This window comes from Pseudoduganella sp. R-31, assembly GCF_049913235.1.
Taxonomy (GTDB): Bacteria; Pseudomonadota; Gammaproteobacteria; order Burkholderiales; family Burkholderiaceae_D; genus Rugamonas.
This window is the reverse complement of the sequence record NZ_CP183986.1, coordinates 3,930,485-3,956,133: the sequence shown is the minus strand read 5'-3', so window position 1 is coordinate 3,956,133 and position 25,649 is coordinate 3,930,485. Positions and strand designations below refer to the sequence as shown.

Below are 25,649 nucleotides of genomic sequence, written 5' to 3'. Positions count from 1 at the left end.
GCGTTTTCCCGCGCTAATACGCTGAAAATGGCATACCGCAGCGACCAATGGCCTGTGCACCGCGCCGCGCTTGCAGATACCCATTGATACTGGTATTACCTCGCTGCGCACTTCTATCATCCTTCCGAGTCACCTCATCGGAGAACCCGGCGCCGGAAACCCAGCCGTGTATCTACATCATTTATCAGAGTTGCTCCGAGAAACCCGTCCTTCAGGGCAGGGAATGAAAGGAGCCGGCCGCAACGCGGTGGACTATAAAGCAAGATGGGGGTGCCTGGAGAACGCAAAGGCAATAAGAATCTTGCAGAACACCGCGTATTAATCGGTGGAGTTGCCAATTAACGCAGGAGCCCCCATGCAATCAGCGCCGACAGCAGAAGGAAGGGGAAGGAGTACAGGTGGAAGCGCAGCCACAGGCGGCGTTCGGGCGCCATGCGCAGGGCGATGATATTGGCCAGCGAGCCGATCGCCAGCCCAAAGCCTCCTGCATTCACGGCATAGGCGATGACCTTGTAGTCGACGGAATGCTGGACCAGCAGGATGGTTGCCGGGACGTTGCTGATCACCTGGGAACCGAGCAGGCCTGCCAGGAACAGTTCCAGTCGGGAGAAATGGGGAACAGATTCAATCCAGCCCTGGATGAAATGCTGCTGTGACAGCAACCGGATATCGATGAACATCAGGATGAAGACAACGATCAGGCTCCAGTCAACCTTGGCGATGATGCCGCGGCAGGACAGCAGGACAGCGAGCCCCACGCCGGCCAGGCCCCATCCGGGATACCCGAGTTCCACAGTCACCAGGAAGGCGATATAAAGCATGCCGCAAGTCCTGAGCAAGCCGACATGGTAGGCCGCGGGATCGTCATTCAGCTCGGCATGGATGGTCTGTTTGGGGAAGCAGAACCAGGTCGCCAGCAGCAGTACGGCAAAAACCGCCAACGCAAGCGGCGCCATTTGCCAGGTGAATTCAGCGAAGGACTGGTGCGAGCGTTGCCACAGCAGGATGTTCTGGGGATTGCCGATCGGCGTCAACAGCGAACCCGCGTTGACTGCCAGCGCTTCGAAGATCACCAGGCGCCCGACAGGCAGGCCGCGGATGCCGGACAGGCCGACAGTCAGCGGCACGACGATGAAGAGCGCGATATCGTTGGTCAGTACGGTCGACAACACCGTGGATGCCGCCACCAGGAACACCGCCAGCACCCGCTCCTGCCGCAGCCTGTTGATGATGAGCCGCCCCAGGTGTTCCAGGTAGCCGCTGGCTTCGATGCCGGTGGTTAGCAACAGCATGCCGGCGAGCGTCGCGATGGTGTGCCAGTCTACCCAGTTCTTATACTCCGTGAGCGGATGCGGCGACAGGATGGAAAGAGCAATGGCGGCGAGCAGCAGCAGGTGCATCAGGCGGTCGCGCAGGAAAGGCTGGATAATCTGGCGCAGGAATGGCTGCGCGGTGGTTGGTTCGGTGGTCACAAGCATGTAAGTTTTCTGCGTGGGCAAACGTGCGCATGATAACAGGAGCGGGCAAGGGCGCGTGCGCAGGGCCAGGCACGCCTGCATTGCCGCAATTGTGAAGCTCCGCGTCTTCCGGAAGGGTTATCATCAGCAAAACCGATCAATAACGCTTGCCCTACGATAACTCGCGGGTCCACGATGTACTTCACGCGTCAATTACTATTCGCTTTCCTCCTAGCTTCAAAGACCGTCCATGCATCCGATCTGGTGATGGCAATCTCCAACGGTAGTGGCATGCCGATGACCGATATTCGCGGCGAGGAACTCAAGGGCGGGATACTTAAGGAATTCGGCGACGCGCTAGGCGGTTTGCTGCATCTCGAGCCCCGTTATATGATCCTGCCGCGCACGCGTGTTGAAGGCGCGCTGCTGCGGGGACATGCCGATTTGCTGTGCGACCTGCGGCCCGAATGGCTCGACAACCAGGGCTTCCTCTGGTCGGACGCCATTATTTCGAATCGAATGATGGTCGCCATGCGCAGTGAAACGCCAGTGCCGGCCTCCCTGAACGCTATCGCGGGCCTGCGGGTGGGAACGATCCGGGGATACAGGTACCCGGAGATTGAACACTTGCAGCCACCAATCCTGCGCGATAACGCGGCGAACGATAGCCAGAACCTTGAAAAGTTGCTGCTCGGGCGCTTCGACTTCATTTTCACCAACCGCATCTATTTCGACTACCAGCGCAAGGTTCACCCTGAGCGGGCGCGCCTGGCATCCCATAACCTGAAGATCACGGATTTTGATACTTATTGCGCAGTTCATCCACAAGGCAAACTCGGTATCAGGGACCTGAACCAGGCGATCGCTACGCTCAAGGCCCGCGGCACGATCCGATCGATCCTGGCGCGTTACAGGCCGCACGACTCCTCTTGAAATCTTCCAGGCCAGGCCAAAAATTACTGGCCCGGTTACGACGTTTTCGAGGAGGAGCTATGGATGCAAAAGAAGCGTTGCTGGATCACCTGGCCGAACTCAAGGCGGCGCACGACAAGACCAACCGCCTGATGACGGAAATCACGGCAGTCGCGGCCAGGGCGGTGAAAGGCAGCGGGGTGCTCCCTTCGCTTAGCCAGTTGCGCGCGTATGAGCAGGCGCTGATTGCCGCACAGGGGCAGGCGGCATGTTGTGCGGAGCTATTGCAGCAAGCGCGACGCCCGGCACCGTGCGTGCTGCTTTAAGCTTTACTTAATTTACAACGGTTATCGCTTGGGCAATACTTTCCGCCTTACTTTACGCCCGGCGGGAAGCCATGAAACCGCTGGCCTTTGTTGCGGAACCTGGCCAGGGCTGGAATTATTCCGGCGAAGGCTACGTGCTCCTGCAAGGCATCATGGAGGCCATTACCCGGACGGGCCTTGCAGCCTATCTCGACCAGCATCTGTTTGCGCCGCTGGAGATGCGCGACACGAGCCTGGTCTGGCGCGAGGCATTCGAGGAACGGGCCGTCCCAGGCAAGATGTTTCTTGGCTTTTCGCGGCGGGCTTGTTTCCAGAACGCGCTGGCCGCATTCACCCTTTACACCACGGCAGCAGACTATGCGCGCTTCATGTCGGCCTTCCTGGCCGACGATGCGCTGATGCAGATGGCGCTTGCCGCGCCTGTAGACGTGAGCAAGCCGCTTGGCCTGGCATGGGGGCTGGGCTGGGGTATCGAGCGCGGCTCGGGCGGAAGCCATGTCTGGCAGTGGGGGAACAACCCCGGCTTCCGCGCATTTGCGATGGCGTCGACCACGACGAAGGATGGCTTTGTGGTCCTGACAAACAGCGAACGGGGCATGCCGCTCGCCGCTTCAATCGCGCAGCAGGTGCTGCCTTCGGATCACGGCGCCTTCCGTTTTCCGCCAGTGGCCTGAGACCTAGAACTGCTCGTTGCGCGCGACGATTTCGCCAGGCGAACCAAGCAGGAAGACATGATCGTTCAGATTATCCGCACCTTTGATGTGTTCGTATGAGGTGAGCGATGGGAGCAGGTCGCGTACAAGCGACTGCTGGCTCGGAATGGACTTGTCTGACTTCAGCTTGCCCAGGATGATCGTCTTTACTTGCTCCGACTGGCCGGCGATCTGTTCCAGGCTTGCTTTTTTCAGCTTGCCCAGCCGGTATTCGAGGGAGACATTGCTGCGCGCGCTATCCTCGACCTGGTGGTATTCGTAGTTCTGGGTCTGCAGGGTCCCGTCGAACCATGGAGGACTGGATTTGCCGATATCGGTGTGGTACTGGGCGCTAAGGCGCGATTGCTGGTCCTGGCCAATCTTGCGGTCGTCGCGGCTTGTCCCCTCCAGTTTGGTCGCTTGCGATACCTCATAGGAGAACGTGTCCTGTTCCCATGCCTTGAGCGGATTGCTGGACTTGGGCGTCTGGGTCAGGGAGGCGCTGAAATCGGAAAGACCTGTCAGCGCGGAACGGTCGTCCGAATTCAGCTGCCACTTCGATGGAATGTGCAGGAAGTCGTCAGTCTCTTCGGCGACGGCCGTTCGATTCATGTCCGAGAAGGCGTCTTTGAACATGGACATCAACTTCTTGTCGCCGTGCCCGCGTGCGAGCGCCTGGTCGAATTGCGCCAGGTAGTTGTTGATGGCTTTTGCCTGCTGCTTCCTGGTGCCCAGGTGTTCCAGGGTGCTTGTGTCCACGTTCACTTCAGCCTGGCCATCAGGCCCGTTGATGCGTGCCTTGCGCAACGCGTCGTCAATGTGGAAATCCAGGGTCTGCGGCGCAGGCTCAGGACCGGACACTTCGGCATGGAAGTCGATCGACTGAACAAACTTGCTGTCGAACTGTGTCAGGCCGCTCAGCCGGACCTGAGGGGCCGCTCCCGCCATCCCATCGATAGCAGCCTGGAAGCCCGCTGCCAGCGTGGACAGGGCTTTACGCTCATCATCATCAAGCCTGGCGCTCGAGCTGACCTGGTAGATCATTTCGTCATCGACATCGGCCAGCGTGAGCTCGACCTGGGTCCCGCTGCGCGTGGTGATGCCCAGCGTGAATTTGTTGTCGACCCTGTCCGGCAGCCTGGCATGGTCCGGCGCTATGACCGAGCCGGCGCCGAGCTGCTTGAGCATGTCTGCACCAAGGTCCTGGTAGCGCAGGCTGGTCGGGACGGGCGCGGAGGCTGCGGCGATCGCTTCCGGGCTCAGCGTCACGATGGTGGAAACTGGTGGAGCGGTGGCCGCGTCCAGCCTGGACAGGAGAGGATCGGCCTTCCGCGCGGGGGCGGGCACGGGATAGCGGGCGGCCGGTTGCCAGTTGGAGAGGGAGGAGATTGGGCTCATTCCCCCTTAACGGCGATTTATTAATGAAACTTTAATTGTGACCCTTCGCCACGAAAAAGCATGCTACCCTACCATTGCTTTGAAGGAAATGTTTTTTCGTGCCCGCTTTGCGATCCGCAGCGGGCGGTTCCACAGTCCAGGCCGGCCGAGGCTACCCGCCGCAGGCCCGCCGGGAATGATCCTGCGTCACCATCGCAATTGAAGGAATCTGAATGAGCAAGGGCGAACCACTTCGCCTGCACGTGCCCGAACCCACGGGACGTCCAGGCTGTGCAACTGATTTTTCCTATCTCCGGCTGTCGCCGGCCGGTGCTGTGCGCCGTCCCGAGGTCGACGTAGCCCCAATGGATACGCGCGATCTTGCGTATTCCCTGATCAGCGTGCTCGATGCCGAAGGCAACGCCGTGGGGCCCTGGGTGCCGCAAATCGATATCGAAGTCGTGCGCAAAGGATTGCGCGCCATGATGAAGACGCGCATCTTCGATAGCCGCATGCTGATGGCGCAGCGCCAGAAGAAGATGTCGTTCTACATGCAAAGCCTTGGCGAAGAGGCGATCGGCACCGCGCAGGCGCTGGCGCTAAATGTGGACGACATGTGTTTTCCCACCTACCGCCAGCAAAGCATCCTCGTCGTGCGCGACTATCCAATGGTCGACATGATCTGCCAGCTGATGTCGAACGAACGCGACCCGCTCAAGGGCCGCCAGTTGCCCGTCATGTACTCGGTGAAAAAGGCCGGCTTCTTCTCGATTTCCGGCAACCTGGCGACGCAGTACATCCAGGCAGTAGGCTGGGGCATGGCGTCGGCGATCAAGGGCGATACCAAGATTGCCTCGGCATGGATCGGCGACGGCGCCACGGCCGAAGCGGACTTCGATACCGCCCTGACGTTCGCCCACGTCTATCGCGCCCCGGTGATCCTGAACGTGGTCAATAACCAATGGGCGATCTCGACTTTCCAGGCCATCGCGGGCGGCGAGGATACAACGTTTGCGGCGCGCGGCGTCGGCTGCGGCATCGCCTCGTTGCGTGTCGACGGCAATGACTTCCTGGCGGTGTACGCAGCGTCGCGCTGGGCGGCCGAGCGGGCGCGGTGCAACCTCGGACCATGCCTGATCGAATGGGTCACCTACCGCGCCGGCCCGCATTCGACCTCGGACGATCCGTCGAAATACCGTCCCGGCGACGACTGGTCGCATTTCCCGCTGGGCGACCCGATCGCACGCCTGAAGCAGTACCTGATCAAGGCTGGCGCCTGGTCCGAACAGGAGCACGAAGAAACCCAGAAGCTGCTGGAGGCGGAGGTCCTGGCCGCGCAGAAGGAGGCGGAACAATACGGCACCATGGCCAGCGGCCATACCTTCAGTCCCGCAGAAATGTTCGATGGCATCTATAAGGAGCTGCCGGAACACTTGCGTGTACAACGACAGCAACTGGGGATCTGAGATGGCGGAAAACACGGTGAAAACTTCCATGACCATGATCCAGGCGCTGCGGTCGGCGATGGATGTGATGATGGAGAAGGATGAAAACGTCGTGGTCTTCGGCCAGGACGTGGGCTACTTTGGCGGCGTGTTTCGCTGCACCGAGGGCCTGCAAAAGAAATATGGCAAATCGCGCGTGTTCGATACGCCCATTTCGGAGGGCGGCATCGTCGGCGTGGCAATCGGCATGGGAGCTTACGGGCTGCGGCCATGCATCGAGATCCAGTTTGCCGACTACATCTATCCGGCCTACGACCAGATCGTGTCGGAAGCGGCGCGCTTGCGCTTTCGTTCGGCCGGCGACTTTACGGCGCCCATCACGATCCGCACGCCGTGCGGGGGCGGCATCTACGGCGGCCAGACCCACAGCCAAAGCCCTGAGGCCGTGTTTGCCCACGTATGCGGCCTGCGCACGGTGATGCCGTCGAATCCCTACGACGCCAAAGGCCTGCTGATTTCCTCGATCGAAAACGACGATCCGGTAATCTTCCTCGAGCCGAAGCGCTTGTACAACGGGCCGTTCGACGGCCACCACGACAAACCTGTGGTGCCATGGTCGCAGAACCCGCTGGGGGAAGTACCGGAAGGCTATTACACCGTCCCGCTGGACAAGGCGGCAGTTTTCCGGCCGGGCAAGCAACTGACGGTGCTCGCCTACGGCACCATGGTGTGGGTATGCGAGGCGGCGGCACGCGAGACCGGCATCGACGCCGAGATCATCGACCTGCGCAGTTTGTGGCCGCTGGACCTCGAGACGATTGTCGAGTCGGTCAGGAAAACCAGGCGCTGCGTGGTCGTGCACGAGGCCACGCGTACCTGCGGCTTCGGCGCCGAATTGGTCTCGCTGGTGCAGGAACATTGCTTCTACCATCTGGAAGCGCCGATTGAACGTGTGACGGGGTGGGATACGCCTTACCCGCACGCGCAGGAATGGGCGTATTTCCCTGGGCCGGCGCGCGTCGGCGCGGCATTCAAACGTACGGTGGAGGCATAACGATGGGTATTCACGTCATCAAGATGCCTGATATTGGCGAGGGCATTGCAGAAGTTGAACTGGTCATGTGGCATGTCAAGGTGGGCGACGCTGTTACGGAAGACATGATCCTGGCCGACGTCATGACCGACAAGGCCACCATCGAGATTCCATCGCCTGTGCACGGCACGGTCGCCATGCTTGGGTGCGCGGCGGGGCAGGTGATGGCTGTGGGGGCGGACCTGATCCATATTGAAGTGGAGGGGGCTGGCAACCTGAAGCCGCAGGCCGGCGCGGCTGCTGCTGCTTCTGCTGCGATGCCGGCGCCTGCGGCCGTGCCCGCCGTGGCGCAAGCTGGATCGCTTGCTCCGGCAGCGCCTCCCGTCGCCTCGCCCGCAAAGCCTGCGGCGACGGCGATGGGCCAGCAGGTGCAGGCTCCGGCCCGCGTGGCCCGCGAGCCTGGCGAACGTCCGCTGGCTTCTCCGGCTGTGCGCAAGCGCGCCTGGGACATGGGTGTCGAGCTGCAGTTCGTGCACGGCAGCGGTCCGGCCGGCCGCATCCTGCATGCCGACCTTGATTCCTACGTCGCGCGCGGTGTGCATGGGGCGCCGTCCGCAAGCCCGGGCGGCTACCGCGAGGTTCACGGGGAGCAGGCAATTCCGTTGATCGGCCTGCGCCGCAAGATCGCTCAGAAAATGCAGGAATCGAAGCGCCGTATCCCACACTTTTCCTACGTGGAGGAAATCGACGTCACCGAGCTTGAGGCCCTGCGCGTGCGCCTGAACGAGCAATGGGGCAAGGAGCGCGGCAAGCTGACCGTGCTGCCCTTGCTGGCACGCGCGCTGGTGGTCGCCTTGCGCCAGTTCCCGCAGATGAATGCCCGTTTCGATGACGATGCCGGCGTGGTTACCCAGTACGGTCCTGTCCATCTTGGCGTCGCCACACAGACCGATGCCGGCCTGATGGTGTCGGTCATGCGCCATGCGGAAGCACGCGATATGTGGTCGTGCGCCGCGGAGATCGCACGCCTTGCCGATGCCGCGCGCACTGGCAAGGCCACGCGCGACGAGTTGTCCGGTTCGACGATCACCATTTCCAGCCTGGGCGCCTTGGGCGGCATCGTCACCACGCCGGTGATCAATCATCCGGAAGTGGCGATCATCGGCGTCAACAAGATCGTGGAGCGGCCCATGGTGCGCCAGGGCGGGCTGGTAGTGCGCAAGATGATGAACCTGTCGTCCTCGTTCGACCACCGCGTGGTCGACGGCATGCACGCAGCCCAGTTTGTACAAGCCATCCGCGCCTTGCTGGAATGTCCAGCGATGCTCTTTGTGGAGTAATCGATGAATCAACACACCACTACGCTGCTGGTGATCGGCGGCGGTCCTGGCGGCTATATCGCGGCCATTCGCGCCGGCCAGCTTGGCATTCCCACCACCCTGGTCGAAGCCGGAGAACTGGGTGGCACCTGCCTGAACGTCGGCTGCATCCCCTCCAAGGCGCTGATCCATGCGGCTGAAGAGTTTGAAAAGGCCAGTCATTACGCGAGCGGCTCGGCGCTTGGCATTTCGGTGCAGGCGCCGCGCATCGACATCGGCCAGACCGTGCTTTGGAAAGACGGCATCGTCGGGCGCCTGACCGGCGGCGTGGCGGCGCTGCTGAAAAAAAGCGGCGTGCGTGTCGTTAAGGGCTGGGCCAATATTGTCGATGGCAAGACCGTCGAAGTGATTCGCGACGGCGAAAGTCCGCAGCGCATCGGCTGCGAGCATTTACTGCTGGCCACCGGGTCGCACGCTACCGAATTGCCCTTCATGCCGTTCGGCGGGCCGGTGATCAGTGCGACGGAAGCGCTGTCGCCCAAGACCGTGCCGGGTAGGCTGGTAGTGGTGGGAGCGGGCTACATCGGCCTTGAACTGGGCATCGCCTATGCCAAGCTGGGGGCGCAGGTGCAGGTGGTGGAGGCGCAGGAGCGCATCCTTCCTGCCTACGACGCTGAGTTGAGCCGTCCGGTAGCGATCGCGCTCAAGGGCCTGGGCATTGAAACCCACCTGGGCAGCTCAGTGCTCGGCCTGGGCGGGGAGGGTAATGCGGTACGCATCCGGAATGCCGCTGGGGAGGAATCGGTACTTGCCGCAGACCAGGTGCTGGTTGCCGTTGGCCGGCGCCCGAGCACCCGCGGCTTCGGCCTGGAAAAGCTGCGCATCGACATGGATGGGCACTTCATCAAGATCGATGACCAGTGCCGCACTTCGATGCGCGATGTCTGGGCTATCGGCGACGTGACCGGTGAACCGATGCTGGCGCACCGTGCCATGGCGCAGGGAGAGATGGTCGCCGAGATCATCAGCGGCAAGCGCCGCCATTTCAGCCCAGCGGCGATTGCGGCGGTGTGCTTTACCGATCCCGAAGTCGTGGTGGTCGGCGCCACTCCCCAGCAGGCACGGGCGCAGGGCATCGATTGCATCGAAGCTTTGTTCCCGTTCGCCGCAAATGGACGCGCCATGTCGCTGGAATCAAAGGACGGCTTCGTGCGGGTGGTGGCGCGCAGGGATAATCACCTGGTCGTGGGCTGGCAAGCGGTGGGCAAGGCGGTATCCGAGTTGTCCGCCGCATTTGCCCAGTCCATCGAGATGGGCGCGACGCTTGAAGATGTGGCGGGCACGATCCATGCGCATCCGACCCTGGGCGAGGCGATCCAGGAAGCTGCCTTGCGCGCCCTGGGGCATGCGCTGCACATTTGACCCTGCTGCGAGCGTGCAGGCCGTCGATGGCCTGCACCGCTGCGATTGGCGTTATTGTTGCGATGGCGATTGCGTCGGTGCTTGCTGCTGGTTGCGCTTGGCGATTTCATTGCCAATATAGCCGCCACCAACCGCGCCGGCGATAGTAGCCAGCTTGCGGCCGTTGCCGCCGCCTACCTGGTTGCCGATCAAGCCGCCCACCACAGCTCCGATGCCGATGCCCAGCGCACTATTCTGGGGGGCTGGTGCCGGCGCCGGTGCAGGTGCTTGAGCAGGTGCCGGCGCAGGCGAGGCCGCTTGCGGCGCTGCTGCCGCGACACGCGTCGACGGCGTGTACGTATGATGCACCACGGTTTTGTGCTCCACGACTTTGCGTACTTCCGGTTCCGGCGCTGGCGCCGCGACTGTTGCTGGCGTTGCAGGGCTTACAGCGGCGATCGGTGCGGCTGCGGCGCCTGGCATCGTGGTCGCTTGCGAGTTTGGCAGGAGGCCTGCAATTGATGCAGCTCCCACCAGGCTTACCAGTGCCACCGAAGCGGCTGCGGCGACAATCATCGGATGAATTTTGGTGCGTGGGCTGTTTTCCATGTTGTTTTCTCCTGAACTCGCCATCGTTGGCGCTTGCCTGGAAAACGCCTCAGGATGAAAACACGGTGACGCAAAAAGTGTATCGCCGGTAAGCAATTGTTACGGATGCCGCACCACCAGCATAGGAGACGCGTCATCGCCGCTGGCTACTGCACCTTAGCCAGGTCCACTACGACATCGAAATCACACTGGACGTGCATCTTTTCCGCGCCGCAAAGTGCGGCGTCGAACAGCGGCAGCTGGCGCTTGCCGGCGTTTGCGCCCTTGATCGAACGGATGATGCTATCGCGCACGCAGGCGTCGCTGGGCTCCGGCCCGGGCAGCGCCGCTGCGTTGAACTGGAACCTGCCGACGGCGTGGATACGCTTGAATCCGGGCAGCGGCGCGTCCGAGACAAGCATTTTGTCCACTTGAAGCTTAAGCTTCGCTTCCGGGTCGTTCTCGATGGGCGAGAACTGCTGGCTATAGATGCCGCCGTTGTAGTCCCTGATCAGATCACGGTCCATGGTCCTGACCTTGTAGGAAGCCAGGGTCATGCCCGGTTCCGACACTGAGGGAAAGTGATAAGTGCCGCTCTGCATCGGCAAGGACATCAGCGAGCTGGAAATCTCATGCACCTTGCCCCCATGCTCAACGGTCAGTCCGAGCCCGAAACCGCCGATGGTATCGCCCTGGATGCCGAAACTGCCAACCCCAACCTCTGGTTCGCCGGCGCCGGCCAGTTTGAGGCCGCCAGCTACGCAAGTCATGGTGTTGCCTTTGGACGGAGCTGCTGACGGGGCTTGCTGGCCGCATGCTGCGAGCACGAGCAAGACAGGCAAGACGTGAATGGGCTTCATGGCAGTCGCACATTGTAAAAAATGAAATTATGGCATGGTTGCCCCGCGTCTTTGGCTGTATCATCAACGACTTTTTGCGGAGCATGAATATGAAGAAGGGAATGTGGGCTGGCATCGCGATGTCGGTACTGGCGTTGCCGGCCGGCGCGGCGCCAGCGCCGGGTCCGGATTTGCCGCTATGGGAAGCCGGCCTGTTCGGCGGTGCGGCGTCCACGCCGGCTTACCCGGGTTCATCCGAACGCTCCATGCGCGGGCTGGTGCTGCCAATGGTGATTTATCGCGGCAAGATCGTGCGTGCGGATCGTTCCGGCGTGAGCGCGCGCCTGTTCGATACCGAGCGCGTGGACCTGGACCTTGGTTTCCAGATGTCGCTGCCGGCGCGTTCGGACGACGTGCCGGCCCGCGCCGGCATGCCGGACCTGAACTCCTTGCTGGAATTCGGCCCGCGCCTGAAAGTGTTGCTGTCGGAGCCTTCGGCCCCCAATCGGGTAAGGCTGGAGCTGCCTTTGCGGGTGCCGCTTGAAGTGGGGAACGGTTTTCGCCGCCAGGGCCTGGTCTTTGAGCCGCGCGTCGTGTTCGAAACCAGCGGCAGCAACCAGCAATGGCAGGCCGACGCCAATCTCGGCGCGGTGTTTGGCAATACTCGCCTGAACCAGTATTTTTACGAGGTCGCGCCACAATATGCGAACGCCACCCGTCCAGCCTATCAAGCCGGGAGTGGACTGATGATGACGCGCCTTGGCGCGAGCCTGTCGCATTCGCTGGGGCCCGATTGGCGCGTGTTCGGCTTTACCCGCTACGACAACTACACGCATGCTGCCAACCGCGACAGCCCGCTGTTCCGCAAGAATAGCGGGCTGTCGCTTGGTTTCGGTTTTACTTGGACGGCCTATCGTTCGCAAGCGCGGGCCTGGGACTAGGCGGCCGGATTACTGCTCGTCGAATTCCGAGCTGAGGTCCTTGAAACCCTTGCGCACGGCGAAGGGCAGGAATTCGTCCGGCGTGTCGAGCACGATCAGGCGCTTTTCCTGGATCACCGGATCGCCTGGCTTCAGGTCGGGGCCGTTGTAGCCGATGGCGCGCAGGCGCGCGCCAATTTCGGCGATCAATTGATGATCCTTGTGCAAGCCGTCGGTGGCTGGGGCGGCCAGGTCGACATATAGGTCGACCACGCCATAGCCCTCGTCGAATATGCGGAGGGATTTGATGTCAATGGCGCGGCCGTTGCCGTCGATGGCCTTGAAGGGGCCGCTGAGCTGGATATCGGTGTCTTGAGTCATGCCCGCAGCATACACCATCCAAGGCCGTCGCCGGGCTAGGGTGGCATCTTTTCCAGGTAGTCGCGCAGCGCGGCAATTGCCAGCCGCACCTTGGCCGGCTGCGAATCACGCTGTACCGTCACTGCATAGACGCCCATCGGCGCCATCGACCACTCCGGCAATACCGGCACGGCGAGTCCGGCTTCGATCAGCGGCGCGGCATCCGGGCCGGGCATGCGCATGATGCCGGCGCCCTGCAGCATGATGTGCTGAAGCGCGATGAAGCTGTTGCCGGCAACGGGGCCGTTGACGCGCACGCGGTGCGCCGGCTCGCCCGGCCGGTGCAGTTCGATGAACTCGGTCTGGTTGATCACGCTGAGGTTAAGCACCGGGAACCTGGCCAGTTCCTCCGGCGTGCGCGGCAAGCCATGCTCCTGCGCGAATGATCTGGCGGCCACTAGTACATGGCGCCATTCGGTCAGGCGGCGTGCGACCAGCGCGGAATCGCTCAGCGTTCCGGCGCGGATCGCCAGGTCGATGCGTTCGGCAATCAAGTCGACGCGGCGGTCCTCGGCGAACAGGCGCAGCGACAATAGCGGGTGGGCGCGCAGCAAAGGCGCCAGCGCTGCCGCCAGGTGCGCGCTGAAGCCGACGGGAAAGGCCACCCGCAGTTCGCCGCGCGGCTCGTCGCGCAGGTCGGACAATCGCTGCTCGGCTGCCTGTGCCGCGTGCAGCATGGCGGCGCAGTCCTCATAGTAGGCCTGGCCGGCCACCGTGGTGCTCAGGCGCCGGGTCGAGCGGTGCAGCAGGGCGAGGCCGGTTTCCGTTTCCAGTTGCCGTATCTGCTGGCTGACTGCCGAGGTGGTCATGCCCAGCTCGCGCGCAGCGGCACTCATGGAGCCAGCTTCCACCACGCGGGCAAAGACGGCCATGCGCCTCAGTCGGTCGATTGTTAAGAGTTGCTTCATAGTGATTGTGGATTTTGCCCTCTTATCGGGGGATCGTAAAGGCGTCATACTGAATCCACCTTCAATCACCCAGGAGTTCCCCATGAAAATCGCATTAATCGGCGCTACCGGCTTCATTGGCAATGGCCTGCTGGCTGAGACGCTCTCGCGCGGCCACCAGGTGACAGCCCTGGTCAGCCGTCCGGAACGGCTGGCGCCGCAAGCTGGCCTGACGGCGCTTGGCGCCGACGTGCACGACCAGCAGAAACTGACCGGGCAGCTGGCCGGCCATGACGCGGTCATCAGTGCATTCAGCGGCCATGCCCAGCAAGACGTGCGCGAGTACTATGGCCGCGGAATTGACTCGATCGTTGGCGCCGCCAAGCGTGCCGGCGTGCCGCGCCTGCTGGTGGTAGGTGGCGCTGGCAGCCTGGAAGTGGCGCCGGGCGTGCAGGCCGTCGATACTCCGCAATTCCCCGACCAGTGGAAGGCCTCCGCGCTGGGCGCCCGCGACACGCTGGAGAAGCTGTGCAAGGAGCAGGAGCTGGAATGGACCTACCTGAGCCCAGCCGCCTTGATTGAACGTGGCGAGCGCACCGGCAAGTTCCGCATCGGCGGCGATCAGTTGCTGGTCGATGCACAGGGCCAGAGCCGCATTTCGGTACAGGATTACGCCGTTGCGATGCTGGATGAACTGGAACATCCTGCCCATTCGGGCAAGCGTTTCAGCGTCGCCTACTAAGCGCCTGCCAGGTCGGTCAGGCAAGCATTTTGCGCAGCCACGCCAGCAGCACGCCGGGCAGCAGTTCGGTACGCGGCAAGATCGCAAACTGGTGTTTGCCAAAGACTTGGCCGAGATAGTGCGGCGCCTGGTGGTCGATCGCCAGGCAGATCGGCGAAATGCCGGTTTGCCGGGCTTCGATGATGGCTTGCCGCGTATCGTGCAGGCCATTCTCGCCTTCATAATGGTCGACGTCGTTGGGTTTGCCGTTGCGTGCGATTCGCTCCTTGCCACGGGTGGCCCATGTCGGCGGGAGGGCGCGGTGGGGCGCTCATCACATGCGACTGCACTGCGTGAAACAGCTCATGCGATACCACTCCAGCCAGCTCCTGCTAGCCTGCGTAAGGCGCGACAGCTCGACATAAACGTCGTCGTGCATGTCGTCAAAGGCGAAGCCCATGGCGTTGCCACCGAAGACGAAGTGCACGGTGAGATTGGCCGAGAATTCGGGCGGTACATAGGCCTTCTGCCGGCGCGTGATTTCAGCCGCGGCCAAGGCGACCTTGCTGCTATTCTCGCGCCAGAATTCAGATTGGACCTGGCTTGCGAGATCAACTTTCTTCGCGTCGCGTGCAAGGCCGCGCAGATGCTCGATGAAGGCGTCTGCATCCTTCAGCCGCATCTTGCGTACCATTGCCGCGGTTTCCGGCAGGCGGCGAGGGCGCGTAATGGAAGGAGCATGTGTTGGTGTAAGGAGCGAGGGGTTAGAGCTGGACGCCAGCGATCCTCGCTATTTTGCGTTGCAGTGCCATTTTGTCAAGTGCCTCATCGGGGAGGTTGCGGAAGATCTCCATGCGCGTCTTGATTTCGCGGCAGACCGTAAAGAACTCCTGGCGAATCTGCTCAACCGGCCCTTGCACGGCGGCGGGATTGCGGAAGTTCCAGTTCGCTGTTGCAGGTTGGCCGGGCCAGTTCGGGCATGGTTCGCCCGCAACCAGGTCGCACATGGTGATGACGAAATCCATCTCCGGCGCGTCCGGCGCCGAGAATTCATCGACGGATTTGCTGCGCAGGCCTGCCAGGGTATTGTCAAGCGCCCGGATTTGCTCGACGGCGAAGAGATTGAGCTTGCCGGCAGGGTGGCTGCCTGCGCTGAACGCGCGAAACCGGCGTCCGCCGACAGCATTCAACATTGCCTCGGCCATGATGCTGCGTGCAGTGTTCTGGGTGCTGAGGAACAGCACATGATAAGTTCGGGTGCTCATGCAAAATGCCGGATCATAACGGAGCAAGGTTACAGTTTTATGACATTTGCCCGCCCGGCCTCGGCTTGACATGCAAAAGTGTGCGACGCATAGTTGCTGGCGCGAGAAACAGGGAGCGAACCATGCAAAGGCCGGTATTACCTGAAGCGGAGCTTGCAAAATTTGCCGGTGAAATGCGCGCGAATTATCGGTCGAAGATCCCGGCGACCGGGGCGCCAGATCCCGTTGCAGCGGTTCGAGGGCTGCCGATCCCGGCGCGGCTTTATGTTCCGCTGGGGGCGGCCGGCAATGCCCTTCCGATGGTTCTCTTTGCCCACGGCGGCGGTTTTGTCGCGGGTGACCTCGATACCCATGACGTGCTGGCACGCGCCATCGCGAACAGATCGGGCGCGCTTGTCATTGCAGTCGATTACCGCCTGGCGCCGGAACATCCTTTCCCGGCTGGACTGGACGACGTTTATGCTGCGCTGGAATGGCTGGCGAAGGAGGGCGGCAGCATTGGCGGCGATCCTCAACGGATGGCGGTCTGCGGGGACAGCGCTGGTGCGAACCTGGTGGCCGGAGCGGCTATCCTGGCGCGGGATCGGCGCGGCCCCGGGATCGGCGCACAATGGCTGATGTATCCTGCACTGGACAACAGGATGGACACCGCGTCCTGGCATGCATACGGCGAAAAGAATTTCCCTACCCGCGCCATGAACATGAAAGTGCTTGCTGCCTATGTCCCGTGCGGGATGGATGCGAACGCGCCCCTGCTTGCGCCGATGTGGGCGCGGCATGAGGGCCTTCCCGCTACGTTGGTCCAGGTCGGGGAGCATGACCCGCTCCGGGACGAGGGCGTTGCTTATGCGCAGGCCCTGAAGGATGCGGGCGTCGATGCCAGGGCCAGGGTTTACAAGGACCAACAGCACGGGTTCATCCAGTTTTTCAAGGATGCTGAACACTTCCCGGAAGGCGCCGCAGCGCGCGACGAGGGATGCGCCTTCCTCCGGGCTCACATCGGCTGATTCGCCGCTTTCGATGCCGGTTTCGCTATCGCATTTACGGAAAAGGTCATTGGACACTCCAAGTCCTGCGCGCTAACTTGCGTAAAAACATTATTGGAGACTAACGTGACCAAACCCTTCTCGCTATGGGGGGCTGCTGCTGTATTGGCTTCCTCCATGCTGTCCCTCAGCGCCTTGGCCGGAGCGCCCTATGCGCCGGTGACTTTCCAGAACGCCTCAGTGCACGATCCTTCCGTGATCAGGGCGGGGGGCAGCTACTATGTATTCGGCTCCCATCTTGCTTCGGCCAAGTCCACGGACCTAATGAACTGGACGCAGGTCACCAGTTCCGTCAGCGCCACCAACAAGTTGTTCCTGAACGGCGCCAGCAACGTCTTTACCGAACTTGCCGAGACTTTCAGCTGGGCGCAAACGAATACCCTGTGGGCGCCGGACATCGTCCGCCTGGCCGACGGCCGCTACTACATGTACTACAACGCCTGCAAGGGCGATTCGCCGCGTTCGGCCCTGGGCGTTGCGGTCGCCGACAAGATCGAGGGCCCTTATGTGAACAAGGGCATCATCCTGAAGTCGGGCATGTGGGGGCAGGCCAGCTACGACGGCACCATCTACGATGCCCTCAAGCATCCAAATACCGTCGATCCGAACGTCTTCTTCGATAACGGCGGACGGCTGTGGATGGTCTACGGTTCTTACTCCGGCGGCATTTTCATCATGCAAATGAACCCCGCGACTGGCATGCCGCTGCCGGGGCAGGGCTATGGGAAGCGCCTGACGGGCGGGAATCACAGCCGGATAGAAGGGGCTTACGTGATGTACAGCCCTGTCACGCAGTACTACTATCTGTTCACCTCATTCGGCGGGCTGGATGCGGCAGGGGGCTACAACATGCGCGTGGCGCGATCCGTTGCGCCGGACGGTCCCTATTTCGACGCGCAGGGCGTGAACATGGCGAACGTCAAGGCGGATCCTGCAAAGCCCTTGTTCGACGATGCGTCGATTGCCCCGTATGGCGTGAAAGTCATGGGCAATTTCCTGTTCGAGCGCAAGATCGGCGAAGCGGGCAGCGGTATCGGCACCGGCTATGTGTCGGCGGGCCACAACTCGGCTTACTACGACGCCGCAAGCCGAAAGCACTTCCTGATCTTCCATAGCCGCTTCCCTGAACGTGGCGAGCAGCACGAAATCCGCGTGCACCAGATGTTCATGAACGCTGACGGGTGGCCGGTGGTGGCGCCATACCGCAATACCAATGAAACGCTGGCTGCTGTTCCGCGCGGTTTTGTCTTTGGCGACTATATGTTCGTCAATCACGGGAAGGACATCTCGGCCACGATCAAGAAGTCCCGGCTGGTCACGCTGAATCCCAACGGCACAATCAGCGGGGCGGTAACCGGCAGCTGGGCGCTGGTTGGGAGCAACCAGGCTGAAATCAACCTGGCTGGGTCGCCGCCTTTCAAGGGCGTGTTCCTGAACCAGTGGGATGAGACCTCCGGCAGCTATGTGATGACGTTTACTGCGACGTCGCGCGATGGCATCTCCATCATGGGCAGCCGCCTGGCGCCCCGTAGCGACATGCAGGTGGTGCAGGCTGTCTATGGCGAACTCAGTCTCGGTAACACCAATGCAGTCACTGGCGATATCGTGCTGCCGACCAGCGCTGCGCGTGACTCGGCCATCAGCTGGGTATCATCGAATCCCTCGGTATTGAGCAATACCGGGCAGGTCACCAGCCCTGCCAATGACGTGAACGTCACGCTGACAGCGACTATCACCAAGGGACATGCGCGTGCCGTCAAGACCTTCGTGGTCATGGTGCGCAAGCTGGGTAGCATGGTTGCCCATTACACCTTTGACGGGAATCTGGGCGAAGCGACGGGTGGCTTCGGCGCCGGCACCGTCGTCGGCAGCAAGATAGATGCCGCCGGCGGCAGCATGGCGTACGAGCCGGGGATGAAAGGCAGTGCCGCCGTCTTCAATGGCGCATCTGGCGTGCGTTTGCCGGATGGGCTCATCACGGGCACTAGCTACACGGTCGCCATGTGGCTCAAGCCTGCCCAGCTGACCGCGTTCTCGACCACTTTCTTTGGCGCGCGCAACGGCGATTCGTGGATCAGCTTCCTGCCCAAGGGACACGACTTTGTTGGCGGCGCCAGCATGCTGTGGTCGGGAACGGCATGGTATGACGCCGGCTTGGGCATGAACATCCCGGCCGGGCAATGGTCGCACGTGGCGTTCACGGTCAAGAACGGCGCGGTCAATGTGTACGTCAACGGCGCGAAGCGTTTCAGCGGCGTGAACTTCCCGAATGTCTTCACAACGACCAACGGCGTGTTCGCGCTGGGGGTCAATTGGTGGGATGCGCCTTACAAGGGTTCGATGGATGACTTGCGCATCTATGGTTCGGCCCTGAGCGATGGGGAAGTCGCGAGCATTGCGCGCTGAATCAGTGTGGCTTGTCGTCCGGCTCTTCACCTAGCTTCGCTGCGGTTTCCTCCAATAAGGCGCCGCGGTTTGTCAGCCGCGAGAATTCCCGGTTGCCGTCTACCAGCGCGACGAAGGGGCCGGGCCGGCGCAGCACCGCACGGGTCAATTGAGCCCTGGGCGCATCTCGCAGGTTTGGCGCCCAGGCTTCGAATGCGGCATTGGGCAATAAGGTCGCGAGCAGCTCCCTGGAGACCCATTGGGCGCGTTCCTTGCTTGACCGCAGGGATACCCATTCGGTCTCTATGTACACCTGGCCTGGATCGGGATTCATCTCATTTCGCTGCAGCGATTCGATGAATCTGGCAACTATCGATCGCGCGTCATATGGGGTAAAGCTTCCAGATTCGTTTAATTGTGGCGGACCGCCTGCACTGATTCTTTTTGGGTCGGGATGCCACTCAGTATTGGGAGCGATGGGCGGAAGTCCAGGGTAAATTGAAAGCAGGCTCTGTAACCAGGCGACTTCGAGCCAGGGATAGCGGCGGGATAGCGCTTGGCGCAACTCCCTGATTGTCGCAACGGCGAGGAAACTGCGCTCAGAGTTTGCTGAGCGCTCTACGAAGACACATGCCTTGACCCCTCGCATCCGCTCCACCATGACAATCGCGATGAAGAGGCGGGAGGTCAGCCATTCAGTGCCATCGCCAAGCATGACCAGCACATAATCTGCGGGTGTCTGAATTTGAACCTGATCCAGCATGGCCGACGAAGAGTCGGCAATTTCCGCCGCCAGGGTCGCCGAACGGATGTTGTCGAGAAGTGGCATGGTGGTGGCGGGAGCGGCAGGCACCAGCTCGAGTTCGACCTTGAAGAGCGAAAGCCTGGTGATGCGGCTTCCAAGGGCTGCGACGAAGAGTGTAATCGGCCGATAAAAGACGATACCCATCGCGAGCGCCACTACTGGCCACGCTAGGGCCTTGACGATCTCGACAAGCGATGAGTTGGCATCGGGCTCGCTTCGGACACCATCGGTGAAGGCGGGATGCTGGGCCGCAGCTTCGCCGGCGATCAGCGCGTAAGCGGCAAGCATCAACAGTGTCGCGACGGCGCTCTTCATCTTTGTTGCTCCCTTGTTGGCGAGTCTCGAATTTTGCGGGCAACGGCTGCGCTCAATCCTCTCCGATACTCACGTCGCCTGCAAATACAACAAATGCGCAACCTCTCCGGCCTGTCTGGGTCGTTTTGATCTTTCTCAAACCATGCGTGAAAGGCGGATAACGCAACAATTTTCAGCCGTAAGATCGCCGTAAGGCAAGAAGCCGGGAGGGAAATTAGAGTAGCTGCAGCACGTCGCAAGTGCAATTCGATCACTTCTAACTGGAAACGGAAATGAACGCACGATTGATGCAGCCCTTGGAAGAGAATGGCATTTCCCTGTCAAACGAAGAGCTCTGGCGCGAAGTCGACCAGTTGCTGGCCAGCCCAACCTTCGCGAAGGCGCCCCGGATGTGCCGCTTGCTGACCTTCCTGCTCGAAAAAAAATTGAGCGGCAATGAGCAAGAGATCAACGAATATGCGATCGGTTTGGATCTTTTTGGTCGCGATGCGAGTACGTACGATACCAGTCTCGACCCACAGGTCCGGGTACAGATTGGGCGTTTGCGCCAGCGGCTTTCGGCTTACTATGCTGCGCTGGAAATCACGCCTGCGATTCATGTCTCGATCCCGATGGGAAGCTATGTACCCGTCATTGCCTGCCCTGGTACGTCGCCAAAGCTCCTGCGCTACAAGCGAATTCTCCTGACCCCCTTGCGTAACCTGACCGGCGCTGGCGCCAGCAATACCTTTGTCTGCGGGCTGGACGAAGAGCTGGGCTCAAGGCTATTCCAGACTTTGGGCAAGGGCTTGCAAGTCAGCGCTGTATCGGATGCCAATCAATCGCCGCGGCTGGAAGGCAGCGTGCGGGTGGAGGATGACCATGTGCGCGCTTCCATTCGTTTGGTCGACCCGGGAGCAGGAAGCATCGCCTGGCTCTCGCAATTCGATCGCCGCGGCGAACTCTGCATGTCATTGCAGGAAGAGCTGGCCGGGGCGATTTGCGACGCTTTACAGTTCTACCTGGTAGATCATCGTGGCCGCGGAATGTTCTCTTCCTGAGGATCTTCCTTGAACGTGGCCTCGGTGACCGTGTTGTAGAAGTGGATGTAGTAGTTGAACACTGCCGTATCGTCACTGTGGTCGTTATAGGTGGCGAGCGACAGGCCGAAGGGACCCTTTGCGCTGGGCAGCAGCGGCGCCCCTGCCGGCTTGGCCGTGATTTCCTTGATGGTCCAGCCACTGATCGAGGCGTCGTCGTCCAGCACAAAAAGGCAGACCGATGGACGGTTGATCTTCATATTGCAAGTGTCGGACTGGACGAACGATTCGCCGGTGACCGGCTCGATGTAGGTGTAGGTGGCATTGGCATCGCTTTCGATGCCGAAGATACTGACAACGATGCGGCGTTGAACAGTAGGTCTGTCGAGTGGGTGCATGTATTTCCCTTCTAATGGCTAGAAATAAATTGGAAGTACGAACTGTCACGATAACCGATCTGGCTGAGTAGTTTGGCTCCTTTCGTAAAGACTTCTTGATTTTGCAGGCAAGCGTTTACCCGAACCCACGGGTCCAGGATCTGATAATTCATGGACCGGCCGGCATCGCTCTCGATCAAGGCGTGGATCTTCCTGCAGACCTGGGCCGCCGCGCTCGCGTTTTTCGCTTGTAGCTGCAGCACGGCCTGGAGCTGCAGTGCTTCGATCAACACCAGTCTTCCGTTCAAGTTGGACAGGTTGCTCTTGTAGAATGGTTCAAGGCTGGCGACTGCGCCATTAACTTCCTGCTCCGCCGCCTGCACTTCACCGTTCGCCCGCATGGCTGCCGCTACTTGCGTGCGCGCACCCGCCTCGCGCAACTTCCAGTCCGAGTTCATTGGGTCGAAGGCGAGGATGGTTTGCAGGCGCCGGTGCACATCCCGCGTTCTTGGCAGCAGGTCGGCAGGCGGTGAATGGCGGGCAATGATCCTCAGTCGATCCACATCGAGGCCGGCCATTTCAACTTGCCAGGCACGGTTTTCCGGATCGTGCGAGGTCAACTGGATATACAGCAGTTTTGCTTCGTCGTAATCGCGTAGTGCGATGGCATCCAGGCCGAGCGCTACGCCAAGCGTTGCCCGATGCTGCAGGGCGAGTGCATGGCGGCGTGCCAGCGTTGACTCGTCCGGGAATTGCTTACGGAGTTCCAGGATCAATTGCATCTCCTGCGCATACAACTGCTGCGCTTCCTGCAACTCACCCAAAGCCTCCTTGGCCGAGGCCAGCCACGAATAGCTGCTTGCAAGGTCGCTCTTGACTGAACGGGCATCGGGCTTGCTGGCCAGGACGCGCTGTTTCAATCCTATCGAGTGCTGGAACTCCGGAACCGCCAGTTCCGGCATTCCGCGCTGGAAGGCCAGGCTACCGAGATTATTGTGGGCGTACGATTGTTCGATCAGCCATTCGTCATTTTCCGGTTCGAGGCTGTGCAGCCGGTCCGAATAGGCGAGGTAGTCGCGCCATGCGGCGCCGGCGGCCTCCCAGTCGTTGCGGTCCTTGTGCATCTGGCCGACCCAGTATGCATTGGCGCCGAGACTCTTGAGCACCTGGATGTCTGTAGGCGCAGCCTGGTGCCGGCGAGTCAGGATCGCGTTGGCCTGGTTCAGTGCATCAATCGCTACCTTGGAATCTCCCCGTGAACGTGCGACCTCGCCGATCACCTGCAAGCCTTTGGCGCGCAAGGTGAGGGCGGTTGCGCTCAAGTCGTCGTCATCGGAGCCGCGCAGGAATTGCATTGCCTTGCCGCTGACGCTTTCGAGCAGGTCGAGGCGGCCCAGCGGGCGCAGCTTGTCGGCGAAGTCGCCGAGCATGAAGTCCATCATGCTTTCCGCTTCGTTGCGCCGCTGTTCGGCGGAACGTTTGGCAGCGACAGCGCTCAATCCCAGGCCGGTGGCCAGCAGGGCCAGGGTGATGATTGCGGAGAGAGCCAGGATTTGCAGGCGGTCGCGCTGGCGGGCGCGCTGGTGCGAGGCGCGGATCAGCTCGGATTCATTGTCCGAAAGCGAGAGCACGCCCGCATGCTGCAGCTCGCGCGCTTCGTCCAGCAGTTTGCCGCGCGGGAGGAGCAAGTCGGCCGGACGTCCCTCGTCGCGCCATCGCGTTGCCTGCTGCGCCAGGCGGCCGCGCGTGCGCAGCGCCACCCGATGCGCCGCGATCCAGTCGGTCATGCGCGGCCAGCGGCGCAGGATGGCGTCGTGCGCGATGCCGAAAACCGGATTGCCGTCGGCCAGGTCGCTGACGAACAGGCGCGCTTCGACCAGCGCCTGCACTGCCTCGTGCGCGGCAACGCCCCGCAGCGCCGACCATGGCGCGCGTTGGCTGGTGGCGGTGTCTCCGTCGAGGGACAGCACGATCAGCAGGGACATGATGTGGGGAATGGTGGCGCGTTGGGCGTCGCTCAGCTCCAGCACCACTTGCTCCGCGCGCTGGCCGATCGCGCCTTCCAGGTCGCCCAGTTGGTGGAAGGCCTCGAAGCTGAGGACTCCCTGTTCCGTGCGCAGGCGGTACAACTCCTGCAAGCAGTACTGTAGAAGCGGCAGCGCATCCGGGCTGTCTGTCGCGCTTTCGCACAGTACGTCGTCCAGCCTGGCATCGGTCGCGGGATCGGTGTCGAAACTGAGTCCGGCCGCAGCCGCCGGCCGGCGTATGATCTGAGCGATGTCGCTGAAGCCGGGAGCGCCAAGGTCGAAGTGGCCGCCATGCCGCTTGCCCTCAGTGAGCAGGGGGTACTTCGCTATGCTGGGGTAGAAGTCGTTGCGGCAGGCAATTACCAGGAGCGCGGCGCGGCTGCGCGCCAATTGCTCCAACGTTCTCAGGAAGGCTTGGCGTTCGGTTTCGGCGATGCGGCCATCGTTGAAGAAGGCCTCGAAGCGGTCAATGAAAACCGCGAAGCGAAGGCCGCTGCGCGACGGCGCATAGCTATCGAGCGCCGCCTCCATCACCGCAATCACGGAGGCGCAGGATTGCTGCAGGCGTATGCCAAGGGAGATTGCGCTCTCCCCCGGGAAGGCGCATTGCTCGCCGCATTGCAGGTCGATCAGGGACCCGGCGAGGCCGGTGAACAGGGTTTGCTCGCCAAGTTCCACCAGGTCGAAGGCTGTGGAATCCAGCACCGCGACTTCGCAATCCGGGCCCCGCGCCGACAACGCGGGAAACAGGCCGGCCTGGACCAGCGATGTCTTGCCGACGCCGCTAGGGCCGAGCACCATCGTCAGGGCGAAGCCATGCCTGGCTTGCTCTGTCACCGTTTCGACCAGGTTGCGGGTTGCTTCGTCGCGGCCAAAGAAAACATCCGCGTGCGCCTCGTCAAAGGCCATCAAGCCGCGGAACGGAGAACCAGCCTGCCAGTTGCGCGTGCCGTGCGATTCGAAATCAATCGGAGCCACGGCGCGGTAGCCGCGCATGCGGATGGTCTCGATGTATTCCGGTGATTTCGCGTCGTCCCCGAGCAGGCGGCGCAGTTGCGCAACGTTCTTGTGCAGCGAGCTGTCGCTGTTGACGATGTTGCCCCAGCACTGCTGCAGCAATTCGTCTGCGCTGACCACGGCACCATGCGCATTGCACAAGGCAAGCAACACATCCATCGTGCGCGGCTCCATCTGGCGCCTGCCTTGCTCGCCCTCGATCGAGTTGGTAGATGGGTCGATCAGCCATGCACCAAAGCGGAAGGGGCTCCTTGTTCCTTTCAATCCTGCTGCTGCGGCATTCGAGTCGGGCATGTCGGACGTGCGCTGGAGAGACGATGGCGCATGCTAACACGATTGCCGCGAAAAGTTGCGACGCAGAATTGGCACGATATCGCTTGATACGGCGCTGATACTTGTGTTACGCGGAAGCGCAGTCCTAATCTCAAATCCGAAACACCCGGTCTGTCCCATATAACATTTCCAGTGAGGGCGTGATGTCAGACAGCTTGCAAAAATGGGTGGGACGGAACCGTCCCCCACGCGTACAAATTACCTACGATGTAGAAGTCGGCGGCGCCGTCGAGAAGAAGGAACTACCTTTGGTGGTGGGCCTGCTGGCCGACCTGTCGGGCCAGCCGCTGGTGCCGCTGCCCAAGCTGAAGCAGCGCCGCCTTGTGGAAATCGACCGCGACAACTTCAAGGAAGTGATGGCGAAGATTGCGCCGCGCCTTGACCTGTCGGTGCCGGACACCTACAAGAAAGACGGCAACCTGAAGATCGAGTTGAAGTTCAATGAGATCGACGACTTCCATCCCGAATCCATCGCGCAGCAGGTGCCGCGCCTGGCCAAGCTGCTGCTCGTCCGCCAGCAATTGCGCGACTTGCTCGGCAAACTCGATGGCAACGATGAACTCGACACGCTGCTCGAGAAGATCGTCGAAAACACCGAAGAGCTGAAAACGCTGAAGGCTGAAAGCGGGGCCGATGCCGGCGGCGAGGCCGCGGAAGAGAAAGCCGAGGAAGTCCAGTCCTGATAGCGCCAACGCGCTGTCTTCTCCACTCATCAGAGAGAGT

The 25,649-nt window shown here is 61.5% G+C and carries 24 protein-coding genes; 13 read left to right on the top strand and 11 right to left on the bottom strand.

The features are described 5' to 3' along the window. Positions 1-338: 338 nt before the first annotated feature. Positions 339-1,478 carry an SLC13 family permease gene (locus ACN9MY_RS17935; RefSeq protein WP_426318160.1) on the bottom strand — a complete coding sequence of 380 codons (1,140 nt, stop codon included), beginning with the start codon at positions 1,476-1,478 and terminating at the stop codon, positions 339-341. Positions 1,479-1,652: 174 nt separating this feature from the next. Between ACN9MY_RS17935 and ACN9MY_RS17930 the strand changes: the two genes are divergently transcribed. The 3 genes from ACN9MY_RS17930 to ACN9MY_RS17920 all read left to right on the top strand — a co-directional run bounded on the left by ACN9MY_RS17930 (position 1,653) and on the right by ACN9MY_RS17920 (position 3,369). Then, positions 1,653-2,390, top strand: coding sequence for a substrate-binding periplasmic protein (locus ACN9MY_RS17930; protein ID WP_426161818.1), 738 nt, complete (start codon positions 1,653-1,655; stop codon positions 2,388-2,390). A 59-nt stretch (positions 2,391-2,449) separates the two neighbouring features. After that, positions 2,450-2,695, top strand: a complete 246-nt coding sequence (locus ACN9MY_RS17925) for a hypothetical protein (RefSeq protein WP_426161817.1) — start codon at positions 2,450-2,452, stop codon at positions 2,693-2,695. 71 nt (positions 2,696-2,766) lie between these two features. Continuing rightward, entirely contained in the window at positions 2,767-3,369 is a 603-nt protein-coding gene (locus tag ACN9MY_RS17920; RefSeq protein ID WP_426318159.1) for a serine hydrolase domain-containing protein, read from the top strand. 3 nt (positions 3,370-3,372) lie between these two features. Here the strand turns inward: ACN9MY_RS17920 and ACN9MY_RS17915 are convergent, their stop codons facing one another. Further along, entirely contained in the window at positions 3,373-4,785 is a 1,413-nt protein-coding gene (locus ACN9MY_RS17915; protein WP_426335877.1) for a hypothetical protein, read from the bottom strand. Between the two features lie 212 nt (positions 4,786-4,997). On the opposite strand from ACN9MY_RS17915, the gene ACN9MY_RS17910 reads away from it, so the two are divergent. Genes ACN9MY_RS17910 through lpdA form a run of 4 tightly spaced genes read left to right on the top strand, consistent with a single transcriptional unit; the run spans position 4,998 to position 9,983 of the window. After that, positions 4,998-6,230, top strand: a complete 1,233-nt coding sequence (locus tag ACN9MY_RS17910) for a 3-methyl-2-oxobutanoate dehydrogenase (2-methylpropanoyl-transferring) subunit alpha (protein WP_426335876.1) — start codon at positions 4,998-5,000, stop codon at positions 6,228-6,230. Positions 6,231-6,258: 28 nt separating this feature from the next. Next, a complete protein-coding gene (locus tag ACN9MY_RS17905; protein ID WP_426337642.1) occupies positions 6,259-7,263 on the top strand; it encodes an alpha-ketoacid dehydrogenase subunit beta in 1,005 nt (334 codons plus the stop codon). A 2-nt stretch (positions 7,264-7,265) separates the two neighbouring features. Then, positions 7,266-8,582 (top strand): dihydrolipoamide acetyltransferase family protein, encoded by a 1,317-nt coding sequence (locus ACN9MY_RS17900; protein WP_426335875.1) that lies wholly within the window; start codon positions 7,266-7,268, stop codon positions 8,580-8,582. A 3-nt stretch (positions 8,583-8,585) separates the two neighbouring features. Then, positions 8,586-9,983, top strand: coding sequence for a dihydrolipoyl dehydrogenase (lpdA, locus tag ACN9MY_RS17895; RefSeq protein ID WP_426318156.1), 1,398 nt, complete (start codon positions 8,586-8,588; stop codon positions 9,981-9,983). A 51-nt stretch (positions 9,984-10,034) separates the two neighbouring features. Here lpdA and ACN9MY_RS17890 read toward each other — a convergent pair whose 3' ends face one another. Together ACN9MY_RS17890 and ACN9MY_RS17885 are read right to left on the bottom strand one after the other, a co-directional pair. Next, entirely contained in the window at positions 10,035-10,571 is a 537-nt protein-coding gene (locus tag ACN9MY_RS17890) for a glycine zipper 2TM domain-containing protein (RefSeq protein ID WP_426161809.1), read from the bottom strand. 146 nt (positions 10,572-10,717) lie between these two features. Next, on the bottom strand, positions 10,718-11,410 hold the full coding sequence (locus ACN9MY_RS17885; RefSeq protein WP_426161808.1) for a hypothetical protein: 693 nt from the start codon (positions 11,408-11,410) through the stop codon (positions 10,718-10,720). 89 nt (positions 11,411-11,499) lie between these two features. Between ACN9MY_RS17885 and ACN9MY_RS17880 the strand changes: the two genes are divergently transcribed. Next, on the top strand, positions 11,500-12,330 hold the full coding sequence (locus ACN9MY_RS17880; protein WP_426161806.1) for a MipA/OmpV family protein: 831 nt from the start codon (positions 11,500-11,502) through the stop codon (positions 12,328-12,330). A 9-nt stretch (positions 12,331-12,339) separates the two neighbouring features. Here ACN9MY_RS17880 and ACN9MY_RS17875 read toward each other — a convergent pair whose 3' ends face one another. Beyond that, positions 12,340-12,690 carry a hypothetical protein gene (locus tag ACN9MY_RS17875; RefSeq protein WP_426161805.1) on the bottom strand — a complete coding sequence of 117 codons (351 nt, stop codon included), beginning with the start codon at positions 12,688-12,690 and terminating at the stop codon, positions 12,340-12,342. Between the two features lie 35 nt (positions 12,691-12,725). Then, positions 12,726-13,601: a LysR family transcriptional regulator gene (locus ACN9MY_RS17870; protein WP_426318155.1), complete on the bottom strand. Its 876-nt coding sequence runs from the start codon at positions 13,599-13,601 to the stop codon at positions 12,726-12,728. A gap of 118 nt (positions 13,602-13,719) precedes the next feature. Here ACN9MY_RS17870 and ACN9MY_RS17865 point away from each other — a divergent pair, with 118 nt between their 5' ends. Beyond that, positions 13,720-14,358: an NAD(P)-dependent oxidoreductase gene (locus tag ACN9MY_RS17865; protein WP_426318154.1), complete on the top strand. Its 639-nt coding sequence runs from the start codon at positions 13,720-13,722 to the stop codon at positions 14,356-14,358. Positions 14,359-14,671: 313 nt separating this feature from the next. Here ACN9MY_RS17865 and ACN9MY_RS17860 read toward each other — a convergent pair whose 3' ends face one another. Both ACN9MY_RS17860 and ACN9MY_RS17855 read right to left on the bottom strand, forming a co-directional pair. Next, complete coding sequence (locus ACN9MY_RS17860) at positions 14,672-15,031, bottom strand: hypothetical protein (protein WP_426318153.1); 360 nt, start codon at positions 15,029-15,031, stop codon at positions 14,672-14,674. A 70-nt stretch (positions 15,032-15,101) separates the two neighbouring features. After that, the gene (locus ACN9MY_RS17855; RefSeq protein ID WP_426318152.1) at positions 15,102-15,581 is read right to left on the bottom strand and encodes an arsenate reductase ArsC; all 480 of its coding nucleotides are present in this window, start codon (positions 15,579-15,581) and stop codon (positions 15,102-15,104) included. A gap of 143 nt (positions 15,582-15,724) precedes the next feature. Here ACN9MY_RS17855 and ACN9MY_RS17850 point away from each other — a divergent pair, with 143 nt between their 5' ends. Next, entirely contained in the window at positions 15,725-16,609 is an 885-nt protein-coding gene (locus tag ACN9MY_RS17850) for an alpha/beta hydrolase (RefSeq protein ID WP_426318151.1), read from the top strand. Between the two features lie 105 nt (positions 16,610-16,714). Beyond that, positions 16,715-19,054: a family 43 glycosylhydrolase gene (locus ACN9MY_RS17845; RefSeq protein WP_426318150.1), complete on the top strand. Its 2,340-nt coding sequence runs from the start codon at positions 16,715-16,717 to the stop codon at positions 19,052-19,054. A 1-nt stretch (position 19,055) separates the two neighbouring features. Here ACN9MY_RS17845 and ACN9MY_RS17840 read toward each other — a convergent pair whose 3' ends face one another. After that, positions 19,056-20,153 (bottom strand): hypothetical protein, encoded by a 1,098-nt coding sequence (locus tag ACN9MY_RS17840; RefSeq protein WP_426318149.1) that lies wholly within the window; start codon positions 20,151-20,153, stop codon positions 19,056-19,058. A gap of 272 nt (positions 20,154-20,425) precedes the next feature. Between ACN9MY_RS17840 and ACN9MY_RS17835 the strand changes: the two genes are divergently transcribed. Further along, on the top strand, positions 20,426-21,193 hold the full coding sequence (locus ACN9MY_RS17835) for a hypothetical protein (RefSeq protein ID WP_426318148.1): 768 nt from the start codon (positions 20,426-20,428) through the stop codon (positions 21,191-21,193). Here ACN9MY_RS17835 and ACN9MY_RS17830 read toward each other — a convergent pair. After that, on the bottom strand, positions 21,163-21,570 hold the full coding sequence (locus ACN9MY_RS17830; protein WP_426161790.1) for a hypothetical protein: 408 nt from the start codon (positions 21,568-21,570) through the stop codon (positions 21,163-21,165). The two genes, ACN9MY_RS17835 and ACN9MY_RS17830, sit on opposite strands and share 31 nt — an antisense overlap. Positions 21,571-21,581: 11 nt before the next feature. Then, a complete protein-coding gene (locus ACN9MY_RS17825) occupies positions 21,582-24,857 on the bottom strand; it encodes a winged helix-turn-helix domain-containing protein (RefSeq protein WP_426318147.1) in 3,276 nt (1,091 codons plus the stop codon). 212 nt (positions 24,858-25,069) lie between these two features. Here ACN9MY_RS17825 and tssB point away from each other — a divergent pair, with 212 nt between their 5' ends. Then, positions 25,070-25,609, top strand: coding sequence for a type VI secretion system contractile sheath small subunit (tssB, locus tag ACN9MY_RS17820; RefSeq protein ID WP_426318146.1), 540 nt, complete (start codon positions 25,070-25,072; stop codon positions 25,607-25,609). Positions 25,610-25,649 lie beyond the last annotated feature (40 nt).

Coding starts and splice junctions, on each gene's coding strand:
- ACN9MY_RS17920 (WP_426318159.1), top strand. CDS start 2,767: ATGAAACCGCTGGCCTTTGTTGCGGAACCTGGCCAGGGCTGGAATTAT.
- ACN9MY_RS17850 (WP_426318151.1), top strand. CDS start 15,725: ATGCAAAGGCCGGTATTACCTGAAGCGGAGCTTGCAAAATTTGCCGGT.
- ACN9MY_RS17910 (WP_426335876.1), top strand. CDS start 4,998: ATGAGCAAGGGCGAACCACTTCGCCTGCACGTGCCCGAACCCACGGGA.
- tssB (WP_426318146.1), top strand. CDS start 25,070: ATGTCAGACAGCTTGCAAAAATGGGTGGGACGGAACCGTCCCCCACGC.
- ACN9MY_RS17830 (WP_426161790.1), bottom strand. CDS start 21,570: ATGCACCCACTCGACAGACCTACTGTTCAACGCCGCATCGTTGTCAGT.
- ACN9MY_RS17905 (WP_426337642.1), top strand. CDS start 6,259: ATGACCATGATCCAGGCGCTGCGGTCGGCGATGGATGTGATGATGGAG.
- ACN9MY_RS17890 (WP_426161809.1), bottom strand. CDS start 10,571: ATGGAAAACAGCCCACGCACCAAAATTCATCCGATGATTGTCGCCGCA.
- ACN9MY_RS17875 (WP_426161805.1), bottom strand. CDS start 12,690: ATGACTCAAGACACCGATATCCAGCTCAGCGGCCCCTTCAAGGCCATC.
- ACN9MY_RS17900 (WP_426335875.1), top strand. CDS start 7,266: ATGGGTATTCACGTCATCAAGATGCCTGATATTGGCGAGGGCATTGCA.
- ACN9MY_RS17915 (WP_426335877.1), bottom strand. CDS start 4,785: ATGAGCCCAATCTCCTCCCTCTCCAACTGGCAACCGGCCGCCCGCTAT.
- lpdA (WP_426318156.1), top strand. CDS start 8,586: ATGAATCAACACACCACTACGCTGCTGGTGATCGGCGGCGGTCCTGGC.
- ACN9MY_RS17885 (WP_426161808.1), bottom strand. CDS start 11,410: ATGAAGCCCATTCACGTCTTGCCTGTCTTGCTCGTGCTCGCAGCATGC.
- ACN9MY_RS17840 (WP_426318149.1), bottom strand. CDS start 20,153: ATGAAGAGCGCCGTCGCGACACTGTTGATGCTTGCCGCTTACGCGCTG.
- ACN9MY_RS17865 (WP_426318154.1), top strand. CDS start 13,720: ATGAAAATCGCATTAATCGGCGCTACCGGCTTCATTGGCAATGGCCTG.
- ACN9MY_RS17860 (WP_426318153.1), bottom strand. CDS start 15,031: ATGGTACGCAAGATGCGGCTGAAGGATGCAGACGCCTTCATCGAGCAT.
- ACN9MY_RS17930 (WP_426161818.1), top strand. CDS start 1,653: ATGTACTTCACGCGTCAATTACTATTCGCTTTCCTCCTAGCTTCAAAG.
- ACN9MY_RS17880 (WP_426161806.1), top strand. CDS start 11,500: ATGAAGAAGGGAATGTGGGCTGGCATCGCGATGTCGGTACTGGCGTTG.
- ACN9MY_RS17925 (WP_426161817.1), top strand. CDS start 2,450: ATGGATGCAAAAGAAGCGTTGCTGGATCACCTGGCCGAACTCAAGGCG.
- ACN9MY_RS17835 (WP_426318148.1), top strand. CDS start 20,426: ATGAACGCACGATTGATGCAGCCCTTGGAAGAGAATGGCATTTCCCTG.
- ACN9MY_RS17935 (WP_426318160.1), bottom strand. CDS start 1,478: ATGCTTGTGACCACCGAACCAACCACCGCGCAGCCATTCCTGCGCCAG.
- ACN9MY_RS17870 (WP_426318155.1), bottom strand. CDS start 13,601: ATGGCCGTCTTTGCCCGCGTGGTGGAAGCTGGCTCCATGAGTGCCGCT.